Raw genomic sequence first — 15,480 nt, 5'->3', positions numbered from 1 at the left:
TTATTGATAGGCAGGTCGTCTCACAGACCTAAGGTTGTGAGACGCTGCCATGTTCCACGTGAAACATCGCCGTTTCCGACAAATCCTGCTCTGGCCATACGGCCTCGATATCCCGCTGGTGCACACACGTGATAAAGACAGACGCCTTCATTGATGCGAGCAGTTTGCACACCAGTGCGCTGTGCTCGCCATCCAGTTCCGATGGCAGGTCGTCAACCAGGTAGGTACAACGACCCCGATCAGCTTCCGACATCAGTTGGCCCTGGGCTAACTTCAAGCCACACACCACCAGCTTCTGTTGACCCCTGGATAATGTCTCCGACGCCAGGTGACCATCTATCTGTATCCGCACATCAGCGCGCTGTGGGCCCACGTGGGTATATCCCTGCTCCAGATCCACGGCCAGGCTGTTATCCAGGGCGCCCTGAAAATCCAGGCTTTTGTCCCAACCGCGCCGAAAACGTAATTCCAGACCAGTGAGAGAGGGCGCCAATTGGCTCATAATCGCCTTGAATCGCGGCGTCAGTAGCTTGAAATAGGCTTCCCGGTACTTACTCAGGGCCTCGCCGGAACGCGCTAACTCGCGCGTCCAGACAGGCAGATCGTCAGTGGGCATTTTATCACGGCGTAGCAGCTTGTTGCGCTGTTTTATGCTGCGCTGAAAACGCTGCCATTGCTCAAAGAAGCGATGTTCCACGTGGAACACGCCCCAGTCGAGATACTGCCTGCGCGCACCCGGTGACCCGGTCAAAAGGTCAAAACTGTCTGCGTTAATGACCTGCAGGGGCAGGTATTCCACCAGTTCAGCAACTGTCCTGACGGGCGCGCCGGCAACCTTGATCTTCACGTCTCCGGATCGACTCCGTTGCACACCCAGCGTGGTGTTGCCCGGCGCCAGCGCACCGAACACCGTACAATCCTGCTCACCATGCGTAATGAGTGCTTTAGCCCCGCCCCGAAATGAACGGGCCATTCCCAATAGGTGTATGCTTTCCAGGATGCTGGTTTTGCCACTGCCATTCGCGCCATGGAAGACGTTTACCCGCTTCAGCTGGTCGAGCCTGACACGGTGTAAGTTGCGGACATTGTTAATATGCAGCCGCGATAGGCTGGCTTCAGATGACATCAGCGCAAGTGTCGGTGCAGCTCAAAGCCTGGACGCCCCTGTTCAGAGGCGCATTGGCATCACTACGTACACGGAATCTCCTTCATCGGATTCTTCCAGAAGGGCGCTGCTGTTAGGATCAGATAAAGACAACTTGATCTGCTCACCGCTCAAAACCGCCAGCACATCCAGCAGGTAGCTGACGTTGAAGCCGATTTCCAGCGACTCACCCTGGTACTCTACCGGTACCGTTTCCTCGGCCTCTTCCTGTTCCGGGTTATTCGCCACTATATCCAGGCTGTTATCCGTCAATTTCAGGCGCACACCACGATATTTCTCATTAGAGAGGATCGCGGCACGGGTGAATGCCTGACGCAGCTCAAGGCGTGACCCCACCACGATCTTGTTGGGTGCACGAGGCAGCACGCGTTGGTAATCGGGGAATTTTCCATCTACCAGCTTGGAGGTGAAAGTAAACTCATTTGTGGTCGCGCGGATGTGGTTGCTGCCAATGACAATGGCAATATCGTCTTCCTCGTCCATCAGCAGGCGCGCCAGCTCCAGCACCCCTTTCCTCGGCAGGATAACCTGGGTGTCACCGTTAACATCCACCTTCTCGGGAAGGGTGCAAAGCGCCAGGCGGTGGCCATCGGTGGCGACCACTCGCAGCTGCTTATCCTTCAGCTCCCACAGCATCCCGTTCAGGTAATACCTGACATCCTGCTGGGCCATGGCAAAACCGGTTCGATCAATAAGCCGTTTCAGCTGACCCTGCTTGATAACAAGCTGGTGTGTGCCCATGGAGTCTTCAACGTTGGGAAATTCACGTGCGGGCAGGGTAGAGAGGGTGAAGCGGCTGCGGCCTGACCTGACGGTGACTTTGCCATCTTCCGCTGCGAAGCTTATTTCACTGCCCTCGGGCAATGACTTGCAAATATCGACGAGCTTGCGTGCAGGCACCGTCAACTCGCCCGACTCGCCAGCGCCGTCTTGCAGTTGCACCCGTCCTACCAGTTCGACTTCAAGATCGGTCCCTGTGAGGGATAAGCGGTCACCATCGAGTACCATCAACACGTTGGCCAGTATAGGCAGGGTCTGGCGGCGTTCGACCACCCCGGCAACCAGATTCAGGGGCTTGAGTAGTGCGTCCCGCGAAACAGTGAACTTCATATGCGTTGTTATCCCTCAACACGAGCAAGAGCACCCCGTTGGAGCACCCTGGTAAATAAAACAAAAACTCCTTTCCCCCAACTAACCCTCAGGTAGTGAGTGATCGCAGCAGATTCTTGTAATCTTCGCGAATATCCGAGTTGGTTTCACGAAGTTCCTTGATTTTACGACATGCGTGAAGAACTGTCGTGTGATCTCTTCCCCCAAAGCTATCACCGATCTCAGGCAGACTGTGATTGGTCAATTCCTTGGCCAATGCCATGGCCACCTGGCGGGGACGCGCCACCGATCGGCTGCGGCGCCGGGACATCAGGTCCGCGACCTTGATCTTGTAATACTCGGCGACGGTACGCTGGATGTTGTCCAGGCTAACCTGCTTGTCCTGCAGCGCTAGCAGGTCCTTGAGACTCTCCTTGATCAGCTCTATGTCAATTTCCTTGCTCGTGAAGTGAGCGCTTGCTATCACTCTCTTCAAGGCGCCCTCGAGCTCGCGAACATTTGACCGGATGCGCTGGGCAATAAAGAAGGCCGCGTCAGGCGGCAGGTTAATACGCGCCTGGGTCGCTTTCTTCATGAGGATAGCGACTCGGGTCTCCAACTCAGGCGGCTCCACAGCCACGGTGAGGCCCCAACCAAACCGTGACTTCAGCCGCTCTTCAAGACCATCGATTTCTTTTGGATAGCGGTCACAGGTCAGGATCATCTGCTGGCCGCCTTCAAGCAGCGCATTGAACGTGTGGAAGAACTCTTCCTGCGAGCGATCTTTCTTGGCAAAAAATTGGATGTCATCGATCAACAGCGCATCAACAGAACGGTAGTAGCGCTTGAAGTCACTGATAGCATTCAGTTGCAGAGCCTTGACCATATCGGCCACAAAGCGTTCTGAATGCAGATACACAATCTTGGCATCGGGTTTCTGAGCCTTCAGGGCGTTCCCCACCGCGTGCATCAGGTGGGTCTTACCCAGACCCACCCCGCCGTACAAGAACAGCGGGTTGTAGGAATCACCGGGATTCTCCGCCACCTGCCGGGCAGCAGCGAGCGCCAACTGGTTGGACTTACCCTCCACAAAATTATCAAATGTATAGCTGTCTACCAGGTTCTGCTGATGTTGCAGCGAGCCATCTATTTCAGCCTGCCGGCGAGGGTTGGCAACTGCAGCCGGGCGCGCTGGAGCTGGCTGGCTGGCTGCCAGGTGCTGTGTACGCCTGTACTGACCCACCGCGGTGCCGGATACCGCAGGCGGCATGTCCGTTGGCGGTGGCGAAGAAATGGCCTGCGCAGCTGGTGGCGAAAAAGCAGGCTGCGCTGCACCATTATGCTGGCCGATCTCCAATACCACTTCTACCGGTTGACCGGGCTCAAGTTCAGCCATCAGTTCGTTGATACGTGCGGCGAACTTGTCAGAGACAAAATCCTTGATAAAGCGGTTGGGTGCAAACAGCGTCAGAGAGTGGCCGTTTGCCTGTGCCTGTAATGGCCTTATCCAGGTGTTGAATTGTTGAGAAGGCAGTTCATCCTGCAATCTATCGATACAGTGCTGCCAAGATACGCCAGGCAAAATTTTCCCCTCAAGACAGGTTTGGAGGCCTGCCTTTTACTCATTTCGTCTGCAATGAAGTTATTGTTTCCACCAGCCAGGTACTTTCTTGACCGGAGGCAAGATAATACCCTCGCTCAGGCTACTTATCCACAAATATTTTAGCGCGCACCTTTTCATTATTTATTATATATTTCAATATGTTATCTATTAGATGTTCGTTTTCTATCCAGCCCGGTGAAATCTTTTTGGGATAAGATTTTCTGTGGATATCCTGTACATAAATTATGCAGAATATGTGGGGCGATGGCGCCAGGCCAGGCGCAGCAAGGCGTTGCTCTGATCCGGCCCCTGGCGCAGTGCGTCTCGTGTTCAATACCCGGGTCGAGGCGCAAAACTACCGTAATCAATGGCGAAAAAGGTCGCACCCAGATTGAATTACTCTCGACGTTTCAATAGAATACCTCACCTTTTTTTGGCCGGGGAGCTTTCCACAGCGGAAACCTCTGGCCCAGACAGTCAACTATTTGGAATATCGTCATGAAAAGAACATTTCAGCCCAGCGTGCTCAAGCGCAAGCGCACTCACGGTTTTCGCTCTCGCATGTCCACCAAAGGTGGCCGCGCCGTACTCAACCGTCGTCGGGCCAAAGGCCGCAAGGTCCTGTCCGCTTAAGGAAGCTGCCCTGGGTGAGCGCCGACGCAAGTTTTGGCAAAGCCAGGCGCTTGCTCAACGCGAAAGACTACAGCCGTGTATTTGACGGCGCCGAGGCCAAGGCCTCGCATCAGCATCTCCTGCTACTGGCACGCTGCAACGACGAACCCGGGCACCGCCTGGGTTTAGTAATAGCCAAGAAAAACGTCCGTTTAGCCGTGCAGCGCAACAGGGTGAAACGGGTAGCGCGGGAAGTTTTCCGGCAGTTGCCCGACTCCGAACCCCACCTGGACGTGGTTTTACTCGCCCGCCGCGGCCTCGATCAGTTGGATAATGCTCAGCTATCAACTATATTGCGGCAGCAGTGGCAGAAACTGACTCGCCACGTCGCCCAACCCAGCCAGGACAACTTACCCTGATGCGTCGCTTCTTTATATTCCTGATTACCTGCTACAAGGTACTGCTGAGCCCTTTTCTGGGTAACAACTGCCGCTTCTACCCCAGTTGTTCCAGCTATGCCCAGGAAGCGATCGCGACACACGGTGTTATAAAAGGTAGCTGGTTAGCAACCAGGCGCCTGTCAAAATGCCACCCCTGGCACGAAGGGGGTGCGGACCCGGTCCCCCCCTGCAGCCACTCACACTAAGCCACAGATATCACTATGGATTTGCAACGCTCATTGCTTATTGGCGCTATCGTCTTACTGTCCTTCATGCTGCTCACCGAGTGGGTAGCCTTCAAGGACGAAAAGTCTGCGGCTACGGAACAACAGGCCACGCGACTGATCAACGCTGACCAGCCCCAGGCAGAAACAATAGAACTGCCAGACACAGCCGATATACCGCCGGCGGCAACCGAGGATATCCCCAGCGTCCCCGGCGCAGCAGACCAGGACAATGAAGTCGCCAGCGTCCCGACCGCGAGTAGCCGCCTGGTAGAGGTCTTTACTGACAGCCTGCAACTGGCGATCGACCTGCAGGGCGGGGATATCATCGAACTGGCTTTACCGCGTCACCTGGCTGAGTTAGACACACCCGATGTGCCTTTCGTATTACTGGAGCAAAACCAGACCCGTACCTACATCGCACAAAGTGGACTGATAGGCCCCGATGGCATAGACGGACAGCAACGCGCTACCTTTACCAGTGCAACCAGCCGCTACAGCATGCAAGAGGGCGAAGACACATTGGTTGTCGATCTGCTCTGGGAAGGCGACACCGGCGTCAAAGTGACCAAGCGCTTCACCTTTACCCGCGGTGACTATCTTATAGAGATCGATTACCTGGTAGAAAACAACAGCGCTGAGCGTTGGCAGGCTAACCTGTTCGGCCAGATCAAGCGCGACAGCACCGTGGCCCCCGCAGGCGATTCCGGCATGGGCATACAGCCCTTCCTGGGCGCAGCCATCACGCAGCCGGACGAACGCTTCACCAAGTTCAGCTTTGAAGACATGCGCGAAGAGCCATTCAAGGAACAGTTGCCCGGCGGCTGGATTGCGATGCTGCAACACTATTTCCTGAGTGCCTGGATTCCCAAGGCAGAGCAAACCCACACCTATAGCACGCGGGTGACCAGTTCCGGTTTCAATATTGCCGGCTTCACCAGCCCCGCGCTGGTTCTTGACCCCGGCCAGTCTGGCAAAACCGGCGCGGCATTCTATGCCGGACCCAAGGACCAGTACCGTCTTGCGGAAATCTCGCCCTACCTGGACCTGGTGGTCGATTACGGCTGGTTGTGGTGGATCGCCCAGCCCCTGTTCTGGTTGCTGAACAAGATCTTCGCGCTGGTCGGCAACTGGGGGGTCGCTATCATCCTGTTGACGGTGGTCGTCAAGGCCGCCTTCTTCAAGCTGTCGGCTACCAGCTACCGCTCCATGGCGCGTATGCGCAAGGTGCAACCCAAGATGCTGGAGATCCGCGAGGAATACGCGGATGACAAGCAGAAGCAGTCACAAGCCATGATGGAGCTCTACCGCAAGGAAAAGGTCAATCCCATGGGAGGTTGTCTGCCTATCCTGGTGCAGATGCCCGTCTTTATCGCCCTGTACTGGGTACTGATGGAGAGCGTTGAATTGCGCCACGCTCCCTTCATGCTATGGATCGATGACCTCTCGGTGATGGATCCGTATTTTGTATTGCCGGTATTGATGGGCGCCAGCATGTGGTTCATGCAAAAGCTCAATCCCCCCCCCACAGACCCGATGCAGGCCAAGATCATGCAATGGCTGCCCATCGTGTTTACCTTTTTCTTCCTCTGGTTCCCGTCGGGCCTGGTGCTGTACTGGGTGGTGAACAACCTGCTGTCCATGGCACAGCAATATGTGATTACCCGGCAGATCGAGAAAGGCGAGGTAGCCTGATAACCATGCCCCGTTTCCCAATGTAAACGGGGCGCTATACTGGCGCCATGCAAACCTCTACGGCCCTGGACACAGATACCATTGTTGCGATCGCCACCGCGCCTGGCCGGGGCGGTGTTGGTATTCTCAGGCTATCTGGAGAGCAAGCACTTACTATTGGTGAAAGCATTTGTAAAAAGGGCCTTTCGCCAAGGCACGCGCACTTCAGCCAGTTCCACAATGCGCATGGCGAGCCACTGGACTCGGGTATAGCCCTGTATTTTCCAGCCCCCAATTCCTTCACCGGAGAAGAGGTTGTAGAACTTCAGGGTCACGGCGGGCCAGTCATCCTCGACCTGCTGCTGAAGGTCTGCACCGAGCATGGCGCCCGGCAGGCGCGCCCCGGTGAATTCTCCGAACGCGCTTACCTCAATGACAAGCTGGACCTGGCCCAGGCGGAGGCCATCGCCGACCTCATCAACAGCACCACGGAGCACGCCGCTTTAAACGCGAGCCGTTCCCTGCAGGGTGCCTTCTCTAAAAAGATTGATGAACTGGTAGCGCAGGTCACTCGCCTGCGCGTGTACGTGGAGGCGGCGATCGATTTCCCGGAAGAAGAGATCGACTTTATTGGTGATGGCGCGGTGCGCTCCCAGTTGCTGGGCATCATGGAACAGCTGCAGGCTGTCACCAGAGAAGCTCGCCAGGGCACGTTGATACAGGAGGGTATGAAACTGGTGATCGCCGGGCGCCCCAATGCGGGTAAATCCAGCCTGCTCAACGCCCTGTCCGGGCAGGACACGGCTATCGTGACTGCCATTGAGGGCACCACCCGCGATGTATTGCGCGAGCATATCCAAATAGATGGCCTGCCCCTGCATATCGTTGATACAGCAGGGCTGCGCGACAGTGGCGATGTGGTTGAGCAGGAAGGTATTCGTCGCGCATGGCAGGAAATCGTGTCTGCTGACCATATCCTGCTGGTTGTCGACGGCTCCACCAATGACCAGGCGCAGGCGGAGCCCGACGTTATCTGGCCCGAGTTCCGCCACCAGCTGACGCGGGATATACCGCTTACCATCGTCAGGAATAAATGTGATATCAACGGCAAAAAACCCTCTATTGAGGAACGCGACAACAGCTGCGTAATAGACCTGTCGGCGAAGACGGGCGCAGGTATGGCGCTGTTGAAACAGCATCTCAAGCAATGCATGGGATACAGCGAGAGCACTGAGAGCCAGTTCAGTGCACGCCGGCGTCACCTGCTGTCGCTGGAGAAAGCTGGAACTTCCCTGGAAGCGGGCAGGGCACAACTGGAGAACGCCGGCGCCGGCGAACTCCTGGCGGAAGACCTGCGAGACTGTCAGCAACACCTCGGTGAGATCACCGGCGCCGTGAGCTCAGACCAGTTACTCGGGGAAATCTTTTCCAGTTTCTGTATCGGTAAATGAGCTATCGGGTATAAACAGGGCACCCACGGTTTTTCCACAGGCTGCTCGATCAGTTCAGCTCCACCCACACCTTATCAATACCCTGTGTACAGGCAGCAGGCTCTTCAGCGTATGCCTGCAGTAGCTACTGTGTTTGACATGCACAACGCGGGGGCAAGTCGTGGGTAAACTGGGGCTGAAACAGGGGGCTCAAGCAGCCAGCTTATGGAGCCTAAAGTTATCTCCAATTAATACAGGCTGGCCACAGTGCTTTTCAACGTCAGGCCAAGGCTTTATATGCCTGCTTATACTTCACGCAAATAATTGATTTGATAAGGAATAGTTGGCTTTCCCACAGGCAATGGCGCCCCTAATAATTACAACAACAATAATCCTTATATACATACATAATATATATTTACTTAATTACTTATATTAAACAGCAACAAGACGCTGCCACCGGTAACAGGGCTGAACCATTGTTAACTCCGCTTGATGACCACCAAGAACACCTGGGCAAGATCTGTGAGCACTTTTCCCTGGGAGAGCCGCAACAGGCGCTTGAATCTGTGGCCGGGGGATTCCACCACCGGATGTGGCAGTTACAAACCGACCTGGACACCTTCGCTATCAAGCAGCTGGCTGATGACATAGACCTGGAAGACGCCAACGCCATACGCCAGTTTGAATTGACAGAGTCAGTAGCCGAGGCCTGCTCCAGTCACGATGTACCCGCGGTGTTTGCGCGCAAGGTGGATGGCCAGTATCTCCTCAAGCTCCAGGACCAGGCCTATCTCGTGTACCCATGGGTCACGGCAAGTGCGCTGGCGCGAGAGGACATAACACCCGGCCATGTTGACCAGGTAGCGGCAATTTTTGCCAGGATACATCGAGCCGACCTGCAGGTACCCGGACTCGTTGCAGAGCAGAAAGAACTGCATGAACAGGAAAAAATAGAAGCGCTGGTAGAGTTTGCTCGCAGCAGAAACTCCAGTCGCAGCAGCGAATTGCAGGAATACCTGTCCCTGTTCAAGAACCTGGTTGCCCGCCATAACGTGGCCGTGGATGCGCTATCGAACCACACTGTCGTCAGCCACGGCGACCTCGATCACAAAAACATTCTATGGATATCTTCTGACGAGCCATTGCTGATAGACTGGGAATCCGCCAGACCGCTTAACCCGACCCACGAAGTTATCCTGGAGGCGCTGGATTGGAGCGGCATCACCATGGACTTCAATGAATCACTTTTTGACGGTTTTATCCGTTCCTACCTTCGCGCCGGCGGCGATGGGCGTTTCAACGAGGTGGAAGCCGCTTTCGACTGTGTGCTGGGGGACTGGGTGAACTGGCTCATGTACAACGTGGGTCGTTCCATAGAACTAAGCGACGCAGCACAGCGCCAACTCGGACAGGAACAGGTAGATCTCGCCCTTGCCACGATCCTGCGCCTGGAAAAGCTGGTGCCAAGACTGCTGCGTAAACTCAGAAACTAAGCACGCACCGACACCATGTTTGACCTGAATGCCTGTCACGTTGAGCGCAATCTCGATGGAGACTACGAGATTCGCTGGGCGACCAAGGCGCCCGGCCAGCGCGTGTCTGTCTACATGAGCGATGATGCCGAGTTTTTTTACCGTGGTGAGCACCCCGGCGCCCCGGTGCTGCAAACCAGCGACCAGCACGCATTGTTATCCAATCCGGATAAGTCAGTGCGTCACTACTTTTACCTCGAGGCGGAGAACGGCGACGGTGCCATCCTTGCAGAAAGAAAACTCAGTCTCTCGGGCACGCCGAATTTTCGAGACCTCGGTGGTTATGAAGCGGCCTGCGGTCGCCGGTTGAAATGGGGAAAACTCTACCGCTCCAGCAAGCTGTCCACCCTGACCGAAGCAGACATGCACTACGTTCGCAGGCTGGGTCTCACCCTGGTTTGCGATTTTCGCCAGATTGTTGAGCAGGAACTTGACCCCACCTTCCTGGGACACGACAGTGCACATGACTACGCCAGCCTCCCGGTCACGCCGGGTAGTCGCAGTAATTTCATGGAAAACCTGCACCAGGGCATTATTGCGGTCGATGACGCGGCCGAATTTATGCAGGAGATGAATCGAGACCTGGTGGCCAACCAGATGCCGCAGTACGCGGAAATGTTTCGCCTTATCCTTGCCGGTGATCGACCGACGCTGATCCACTGTGCTTCAGGGAAAGACCGCACCGGCTTTGGCGCCGCCCTGATCCTGGATGTGCTGGGCGTCGATGAAGACGCCATCGTGGAGGATTATCTGCTCACCAATCGCTACCTGCCCATCGATCAGGAGGTAGAACGCCTGGCCAGCGAATTTACCGACCAGGCCGGAGAGGGGGTGCCCGCAGAGGTGCTGCGCTCACTGATGGAGGTGCGCCCGGAGTACCTGCATGCCTGCTTTGCAGAGATTCGTAAACACTACCGATCAAAAGAACACTTTTACTCCACTGCCCTGGACCTGGATGAGGCCAAACGCGACCTGCTCAAGCAGCGCTACCTTCACCAGTGATTTTCCGGAACCGCCCTGGCGATAGTGGCGCGCGTTATCAAGGCCGCGATGGTAGAGACCCGCACAGGAGATAGCCCCCAATGACGTTAAAGGTGAAACCACAGCGCAGCCTCTCCGAACCGACCTGGGTGTTTGGGTATGGTTCGCTGATATACAAAGTCGACTTCCCCTATCTGCGACGGGAAGTTGCCAGCATTCGCGGTTGGAAGCGCCGTTTCTGGCAAGGCTCTCACGACCACCGCGGTACACCTGAATCCCCCGGTCGCGTGGTTACCCTGATTCCTTCTCCCGGCGTTATTTGCAGGGGCGTCGCCTACCTGGTGGAACACCGGGTCTTTGAACACCTGGATTATCGGGAAAAGAACGGTTACCAGCGTGAACCCGTTACCATTACCCTGGCAGCTGAATCCTTACAGGTACCGGGCATGCTGTATGTCGCCGACCAGGATAACCCCGCTTTTCTCGGACCGGCGACGATGCCGCAACTGGCTCAACATATTGCTGCCGCCCATGGCCCCAGTGGCAGTAACCGTGATTATGTACTGCAACTGGCTGATGCGCTCAATGAACTGGGGGACGATGACCCTCATGTCCATGAACTGGCGCTGCTTCTCGCCGCAACACCGTGTCACCTCAGGTAGCCAACGACAGCAACAAAGTGGCATGCGGAACCCACCAGCACAAACAGATGCCAGATTCCGTGCGCGTGATTGAGCCAATTCACTTTGTCCAGTAGATAAAAAATAATACCTGTTGTGTACGCCATGCCCCCCACAAACAGCCACCAGAACCCGGCTGTCGGAAGCAAAGACCTGAGACTGGCCATGTCGAGCGTGCACGCCCAACCCATACCCAGATAAATGATAACCTGGATGATCTTGACGACTCTCCCAGAAAACACCAGTTCAGAGATGATGCCGACAATAGCCAGGGTCCACACCAGTGAAAGAATCAACTGGCCGCTACCGCTGCGCATGCTGACAAGCATAAACGGCGTATAGGTGCCCGCGATTAGAAGATAGATCGAAACATGATCCAGTACCTGGAATACGTTCTTCAGTCGAGGCCCCTGGAAACTGTGGTACAGCGTCGACATGGTATACAGCAAAACCAGTGTCAGTCCGAAGGTAGTGAAGCCTACGATGATTCTGGGATCACGTGTCTGGATCCCCGTGGCCAGTAGCGCACCCAGAGCGATCAGGGCCAGTACGGCGCCGACCAGATGACTGATGCTGTTCAGTCTCTCACCGTAGTACATACAGAGCGCACTCCCGTTTACGCGTTTAGGCAGAACTTAGTACATGCAGAGAGAATACAGCAATTGCCGGCAACGAAACCCGCACCAGCACGGGCAGTATTCCTGGCTCGTGCCTGGATTGATAAAAATACCTGGTGTCAGTTGGGGTGCCGGGTTCTCGCGGATACTGTGTCAGCCGAACTCGCAGCCGGTGCCGACGACAAAGTAGGCTTCACCCGGTGTGCTGCTGCGTCCGAGGACAGTGTTGCGCAGGGGGAAGCGCCCGAACTGGCGAATAATCTCCCGGCGACGTTCAGCGATGTCGCGAAATGCTTGCAGCAATTCGCGTTCGTCGTCCCCGTTCTCGGTTTCAGCCTGTGTAAACCAGGCCAGGGCGGCATCGTGCCAGGACAGTTCTTCTGTGTTGCCGAGCGTCATAGCCAGTGCAATCTGTTCGATGAGTTGTAATTGCCTGCGCTTGTCACTGACCAGCACCGGGCCAGCTATCTGCGCTGCAGCCTGGTGCGCGGCATAGGTCCGGGTGCTGTGTCCGAACAGTTTGCGGGTGATCTGGTCCAGCACGATCACGGTGGCGGCCGTGTTAGGCATATCGCGTGCGCCGTCCGGCTGTTCCAGCAGGGTTTCCACCAGGTCGCCGAAGCGTTCGGCCAGTGTGCCATCGTCCACCTGGTACCAGGCGTTGAATCGCGCCGCAGCGGGCAGGTCGGGTTGATCGATGTGTTGATGCCAGTAAGGCAGTATTTCAGCGAGGTATGCAGACATTCAGGGCACCGCTTTTTCCAGACGCATGGCGACAGCTTCGAGTCGTTCCAGTGTGTCATGCAGGGGTTTATCTGCAACCATATCACCTGCCGTACCCGTGCCGACCTGCATGCTTTGCCATAACGGTTCAACGATCGCCTCAACATAGGCGGCGACCTGGTTGTTGTTGTATTTCCGACCCATCAGCGTACGCATGCCGTATTCCAGGCCCCCGAAGAAGAGGTCGCGTATGGCGGACAGTTCCAGGTCGGGGCGGATGTAGCCCCGCTCCATACCTTCACGAATAACGTTGTCAAAGACCCGGGTGTAACGGTAGTTAAACTCATGAATAGGAGAATTACGGTAGTCCTTGTAGTAGTTCCTGTCCACGGCCAGGTACACCTGTATCAGGCGCATCATCAGCGCCTGGTTTTCCATCAGCGCGCGCAGGTGATTCTTGGCCAGCAGCAGCAGGCGCTCCCGGGTGCCCATGACTTCGTCGGTGACGGTTCTCGCCGATGCTGTCAGCTGCTCGTAAAACTCGTCGAGTATGGCCAGCAGCAGTGCGTTCTTGGTGCTGAAATAATGGAACAGGGTACCCTCGGAGACACCGGCCGCTGCGGCAATCTTGCGAGTGGAGGTGCCGTGGAAGCCTTCCTCCGCAAACAGGCTGGTGGCCGCATCAATGATGTCGGCCTCACGCTGTTCGAGCCGGGTACGTGACTTGTTCTTATCCGCTTTCTGCATGAGCACCCTGTCAGGCTTTTTCGGACGGCCTGGAAATTATTTGAGCGTTACTTGATAATAATATAGTATCGCAATAGCTTTCAATGGGCGACGGTTTTTCACCCTCGCTGTTCACAGTAAAGGTTGGGTCTATGCAAGATAGCATCTGTGTCGGCGGTGCATCCGGTTTTTGGGGTGACGCGGCCCTTGCCACGCCGCAACTGCTGGCATCCGCTGAACTGGACTATCTGGTTTACGATTACCTGGCCGAAATTACCATGTCGATTATGGCGCGCGCGCGGGCGGCGGACGGCAATATGGGTTACGCCACCGATTTCATAACCGCGGTACTGAAACCCAACCTGAAACAGATCGCTGACCAGGGCGTGAAGGTGATTGCCAATGCCGGAGGCGTCAATCCCCGTTCCTGCGCCGAGGCGGCGAGGGCACTGATCAGGGAGCAGGGCCTCGATCTCAGCGTTGCGGTAGTGTTGGGTGATGACCTCACGCACCGGGCCGAACAGTTCGCTGCCGGCAACGCAGTGGAGATGTTTTCCGGTGATGACTTCCCCGACCCTGAAAAAATCGCCAGCATCAACGCTTACCTGGGCGCCTTCCCGATAGCCCGGGCGCTGGATACGGGCGCGGATATTGTTATTACCGGCCGCTGTGTTGACAGCGCCGTGACGCTGGGCGCCTGTATCCATGCTTTTGGCTGGCAGCGGGATGACTACAACAAACTGGCCCAGGGCAGCCTGGCCGGCCACCTGCTGGAATGCGGCACCCAGGCAACCGGCGGCAACTTCACTGACTGGGAAACGGTTATCGACAGCCTCTCCGAGGCCGGTTACCCCATGGCGGAGATCGATGCGGCGGCGAACGTGGTGATTACCAAGCCGCAGGGAACCGGCGGGGCGGTGACTGTGGGCACCGTGGCGGAGCAGATGCTCTACGAGATCGGCAATCCGCAGGCTTACCAGTTACCGGACGTGGTCTGCGACTTCAGCCAGGTCGAATTGCGCCAGCTGGCAGCAGACCGTGTAGCGGTGTCCGGTGCCCGCGGTCTCGGGGCGCCTGCAGATTACAAAGTCAGCGCGACCTTCGCAGACGGTTTTCGCGCCGGCAACGTCTGGACCATGTATGGTCGCGATGCGGATACCAAGGCACAGCGATTTGCCGAGTCCGTGTTCGATCGCTCCCGGGCGATACTCGCCCGCGCGGGCCTCGACGATTTTACGGAGACATCCATAGAAGTGATTGGCGCCGAATCCCACTTCGGTGCAGCGCGTCAGGTCGGGCGTGTGCGTGAGGTGGATGTCAAAATTGCGGCCAGGCATGCCAGCCCTAAGGGTGTGGCGATCCTGCTTAAGGAGATGGTGGGTATGGCGCTGACCGCGCCACCCGGACTGACCGCTTTCGCCGGCGCCCGGCCAAAGCCTTCGCCGGTGGTACGCCTGTTTTCCATGTTGTTACCAAGGCGTGAAATCGCCGTCACAGTGGAAACCGAAACATCAAGTATCGTCGTTGATGAATCTGAAGTAAGTATTTACAAACATCAGGAAGCCCTGCATGAGGCACCTGAAGCTCTCACAGGTGACGATGCTGTGAGTGTCAGCCTGGAAGCGCTGGCATGGGGTCGCAGCGGCGATAAAGGCAGTAAGGCCAATATCGGGATCATCGCCCGCCACCCGGAATTCGTGCCCTATATTGCTGCGCAATTGCCGGCGCAGCGTGTGGCCGAATACTTCAGCCATTTCCTGGCGCCGGGCCAGGGCACGCCGGTGGAGCGTTTCTTCCTGCCGGGCAGCCATGCCTTCAACTTCCTGCTGCACGACGTGCTGGGGGGTGGCGGCATCGCCAGCCTGCGCACTGACGCCCAGGGCAAGGGTTATGCCCAGTTGTTGCTGACGGAGCCGGTACAGGTACCGGCCGAGCTGGCCCACCGATTCAACCTGAACACCCTCTGAAACGGGGCCCTTGA

15 protein-coding genes are annotated in these 15,480 nt (G+C 56.5%); 9 read left to right on the top strand and 6 right to left on the bottom strand.

Annotated elements, in window-relative coordinates; translation table 11 throughout:
• Positions 1-28: 28 nt before the first annotated feature.
• The 3 genes from recF to dnaA all read right to left on the bottom strand — a co-directional run bounded on the left by recF (position 29) and on the right by dnaA (position 3,800).
• Positions 29-1,126 carry a DNA replication/repair protein RecF gene (gene recF / locus F0M18_RS12085; RefSeq protein WP_149611700.1) on the bottom strand — a complete coding sequence of 366 codons (1,098 nt, stop codon included), beginning with the start codon at positions 1,124-1,126 and terminating at the stop codon, positions 29-31.
• Between the two features lie 42 nt (positions 1,127-1,168).
• Positions 1,169-2,275, bottom strand: a complete 1,107-nt coding sequence (dnaN, locus tag F0M18_RS12080; RefSeq protein WP_149611699.1) for a DNA polymerase III subunit beta — start codon at positions 2,273-2,275, stop codon at positions 1,169-1,171.
• Between the two features lie 88 nt (positions 2,276-2,363).
• Complete coding sequence (gene dnaA, locus F0M18_RS12075) at positions 2,364-3,800, bottom strand: chromosomal replication initiator protein DnaA (RefSeq protein ID WP_394349403.1); 1,437 nt, start codon at positions 3,798-3,800, stop codon at positions 2,364-2,366.
• A gap of 555 nt (positions 3,801-4,355) precedes the next feature.
• On the opposite strand from dnaA, the gene rpmH reads away from it, so the two are divergent.
• The 8 genes from rpmH to F0M18_RS12035 all read left to right on the top strand — a co-directional run bounded on the left by rpmH (position 4,356) and on the right by F0M18_RS12035 (position 11,415).
• Entirely contained in the window at positions 4,356-4,490 is a 135-nt protein-coding gene (rpmH, locus tag F0M18_RS12070; protein ID WP_149611697.1) for a 50S ribosomal protein L34, read from the top strand.
• Between the two features lie 14 nt (positions 4,491-4,504).
• Positions 4,505-4,888 (top strand): ribonuclease P protein component, encoded by a 384-nt coding sequence (rnpA, locus tag F0M18_RS12065; protein ID WP_149611696.1) that lies wholly within the window; start codon positions 4,505-4,507, stop codon positions 4,886-4,888.
• Positions 4,888-5,115 carry a membrane protein insertion efficiency factor YidD gene (yidD, locus tag F0M18_RS12060; RefSeq protein ID WP_149611695.1) on the top strand — a complete coding sequence of 76 codons (228 nt, stop codon included), beginning with the start codon at positions 4,888-4,890 and terminating at the stop codon, positions 5,113-5,115. Before rnpA ends, yidD begins: the two co-directional genes overlap by 1 nt.
• Positions 5,116-5,130: 15 nt before the next feature.
• Positions 5,131-6,828: a membrane protein insertase YidC gene (yidC, locus tag F0M18_RS12055; RefSeq protein WP_149611694.1), complete on the top strand. Its 1,698-nt coding sequence runs from the start codon at positions 5,131-5,133 to the stop codon at positions 6,826-6,828.
• A 47-nt stretch (positions 6,829-6,875) separates the two neighbouring features.
• Entirely contained in the window at positions 6,876-8,258 is a 1,383-nt protein-coding gene (gene mnmE / locus F0M18_RS12050) for a tRNA uridine-5-carboxymethylaminomethyl(34) synthesis GTPase MnmE (protein ID WP_149611693.1), read from the top strand.
• Positions 8,259-8,716: 458 nt separating this feature from the next.
• Positions 8,717-9,733, top strand: coding sequence for an aminoglycoside phosphotransferase family protein (locus F0M18_RS12045; RefSeq protein WP_149611692.1), 1,017 nt, complete (start codon positions 8,717-8,719; stop codon positions 9,731-9,733).
• A gap of 15 nt (positions 9,734-9,748) precedes the next feature.
• The gene (locus tag F0M18_RS12040; protein WP_149611691.1) at positions 9,749-10,774 is read left to right on the top strand and encodes a tyrosine-protein phosphatase; all 1,026 of its coding nucleotides are present in this window, start codon (positions 9,749-9,751) and stop codon (positions 10,772-10,774) included.
• Between the two features lie 80 nt (positions 10,775-10,854).
• Positions 10,855-11,415 carry a gamma-glutamylcyclotransferase gene (locus F0M18_RS12035; protein WP_149611690.1) on the top strand — a complete coding sequence of 187 codons (561 nt, stop codon included), beginning with the start codon at positions 10,855-10,857 and terminating at the stop codon, positions 11,413-11,415.
• Here F0M18_RS12035 and trhA read toward each other — a convergent pair.
• The 3 genes from trhA to F0M18_RS12020 form a co-directional block, all read right to left on the bottom strand.
• Positions 11,403-12,032, bottom strand: a complete 630-nt coding sequence (gene trhA, locus F0M18_RS12030; protein ID WP_149611689.1) for a PAQR family membrane homeostasis protein TrhA — start codon at positions 12,030-12,032, stop codon at positions 11,403-11,405. The genes F0M18_RS12035 and trhA overlap by 13 nt on opposite strands.
• A gap of 171 nt (positions 12,033-12,203) precedes the next feature.
• On the bottom strand, positions 12,204-12,794 hold the full coding sequence (locus F0M18_RS12025) for a DUF924 family protein (protein ID WP_149611688.1): 591 nt from the start codon (positions 12,792-12,794) through the stop codon (positions 12,204-12,206).
• Complete coding sequence (locus tag F0M18_RS12020; RefSeq protein WP_149611687.1) at positions 12,795-13,520, bottom strand: TetR/AcrR family transcriptional regulator; 726 nt, start codon at positions 13,518-13,520, stop codon at positions 12,795-12,797.
• 131 nt (positions 13,521-13,651) lie between these two features.
• On the opposite strand from F0M18_RS12020, the gene F0M18_RS12015 reads away from it, so the two are divergent.
• Positions 13,652-15,466, top strand: a complete 1,815-nt coding sequence (locus F0M18_RS12015; protein ID WP_149611686.1) for an acyclic terpene utilization AtuA family protein — start codon at positions 13,652-13,654, stop codon at positions 15,464-15,466.
• Positions 15,467-15,480: the final 14 nt, after the last annotated feature.

Origin of the sequence: Pseudohalioglobus sediminis (assembly GCF_008370495.1) — a bacterium.
Lineage (GTDB): Bacteria > Pseudomonadota > Gammaproteobacteria > Pseudomonadales > Halieaceae > Halioglobus.
Note: the sequence above shows the minus strand (reverse complement) of the source record. Positions and strands in the feature narration are given on the sequence as shown.

Bases quoted from the DNA above. Each gene is read 5' to 3' on its own strand.
- mnmE (WP_149611693.1), top strand. From the start codon at position 6,876: ATGCAAACCTCTACGGCCCTGGACACAGATACCATTGTTGCGATCGCC.
- trhA (WP_149611689.1), bottom strand. From the start codon at position 12,032: ATGTACTACGGTGAGAGACTGAACAGCATCAGTCATCTGGTCGGCGCC.
- recF (WP_149611700.1), bottom strand. From the start codon at position 1,126: ATGTCATCTGAAGCCAGCCTATCGCGGCTGCATATTAACAATGTCCGC.
- dnaN (WP_149611699.1), bottom strand. From the start codon at position 2,275: ATGAAGTTCACTGTTTCGCGGGACGCACTACTCAAGCCCCTGAATCTG.
- F0M18_RS12040 (WP_149611691.1), top strand. From the start codon at position 9,749: ATGTTTGACCTGAATGCCTGTCACGTTGAGCGCAATCTCGATGGAGAC.
- rpmH (WP_149611697.1), top strand. From the start codon at position 4,356: ATGAAAAGAACATTTCAGCCCAGCGTGCTCAAGCGCAAGCGCACTCAC.
- yidD (WP_149611695.1), top strand. From the start codon at position 4,888: ATGCGTCGCTTCTTTATATTCCTGATTACCTGCTACAAGGTACTGCTG.
- F0M18_RS12035 (WP_149611690.1), top strand. From the start codon at position 10,855: ATGACGTTAAAGGTGAAACCACAGCGCAGCCTCTCCGAACCGACCTGG.
- F0M18_RS12015 (WP_149611686.1), top strand. From the start codon at position 13,652: ATGCAAGATAGCATCTGTGTCGGCGGTGCATCCGGTTTTTGGGGTGAC.
- F0M18_RS12025 (WP_149611688.1), bottom strand. From the start codon at position 12,794: ATGTCTGCATACCTCGCTGAAATACTGCCTTACTGGCATCAACACATC.
- F0M18_RS12020 (WP_149611687.1), bottom strand. From the start codon at position 13,520: ATGCAGAAAGCGGATAAGAACAAGTCACGTACCCGGCTCGAACAGCGT.
- yidC (WP_149611694.1), top strand. From the start codon at position 5,131: ATGGATTTGCAACGCTCATTGCTTATTGGCGCTATCGTCTTACTGTCC.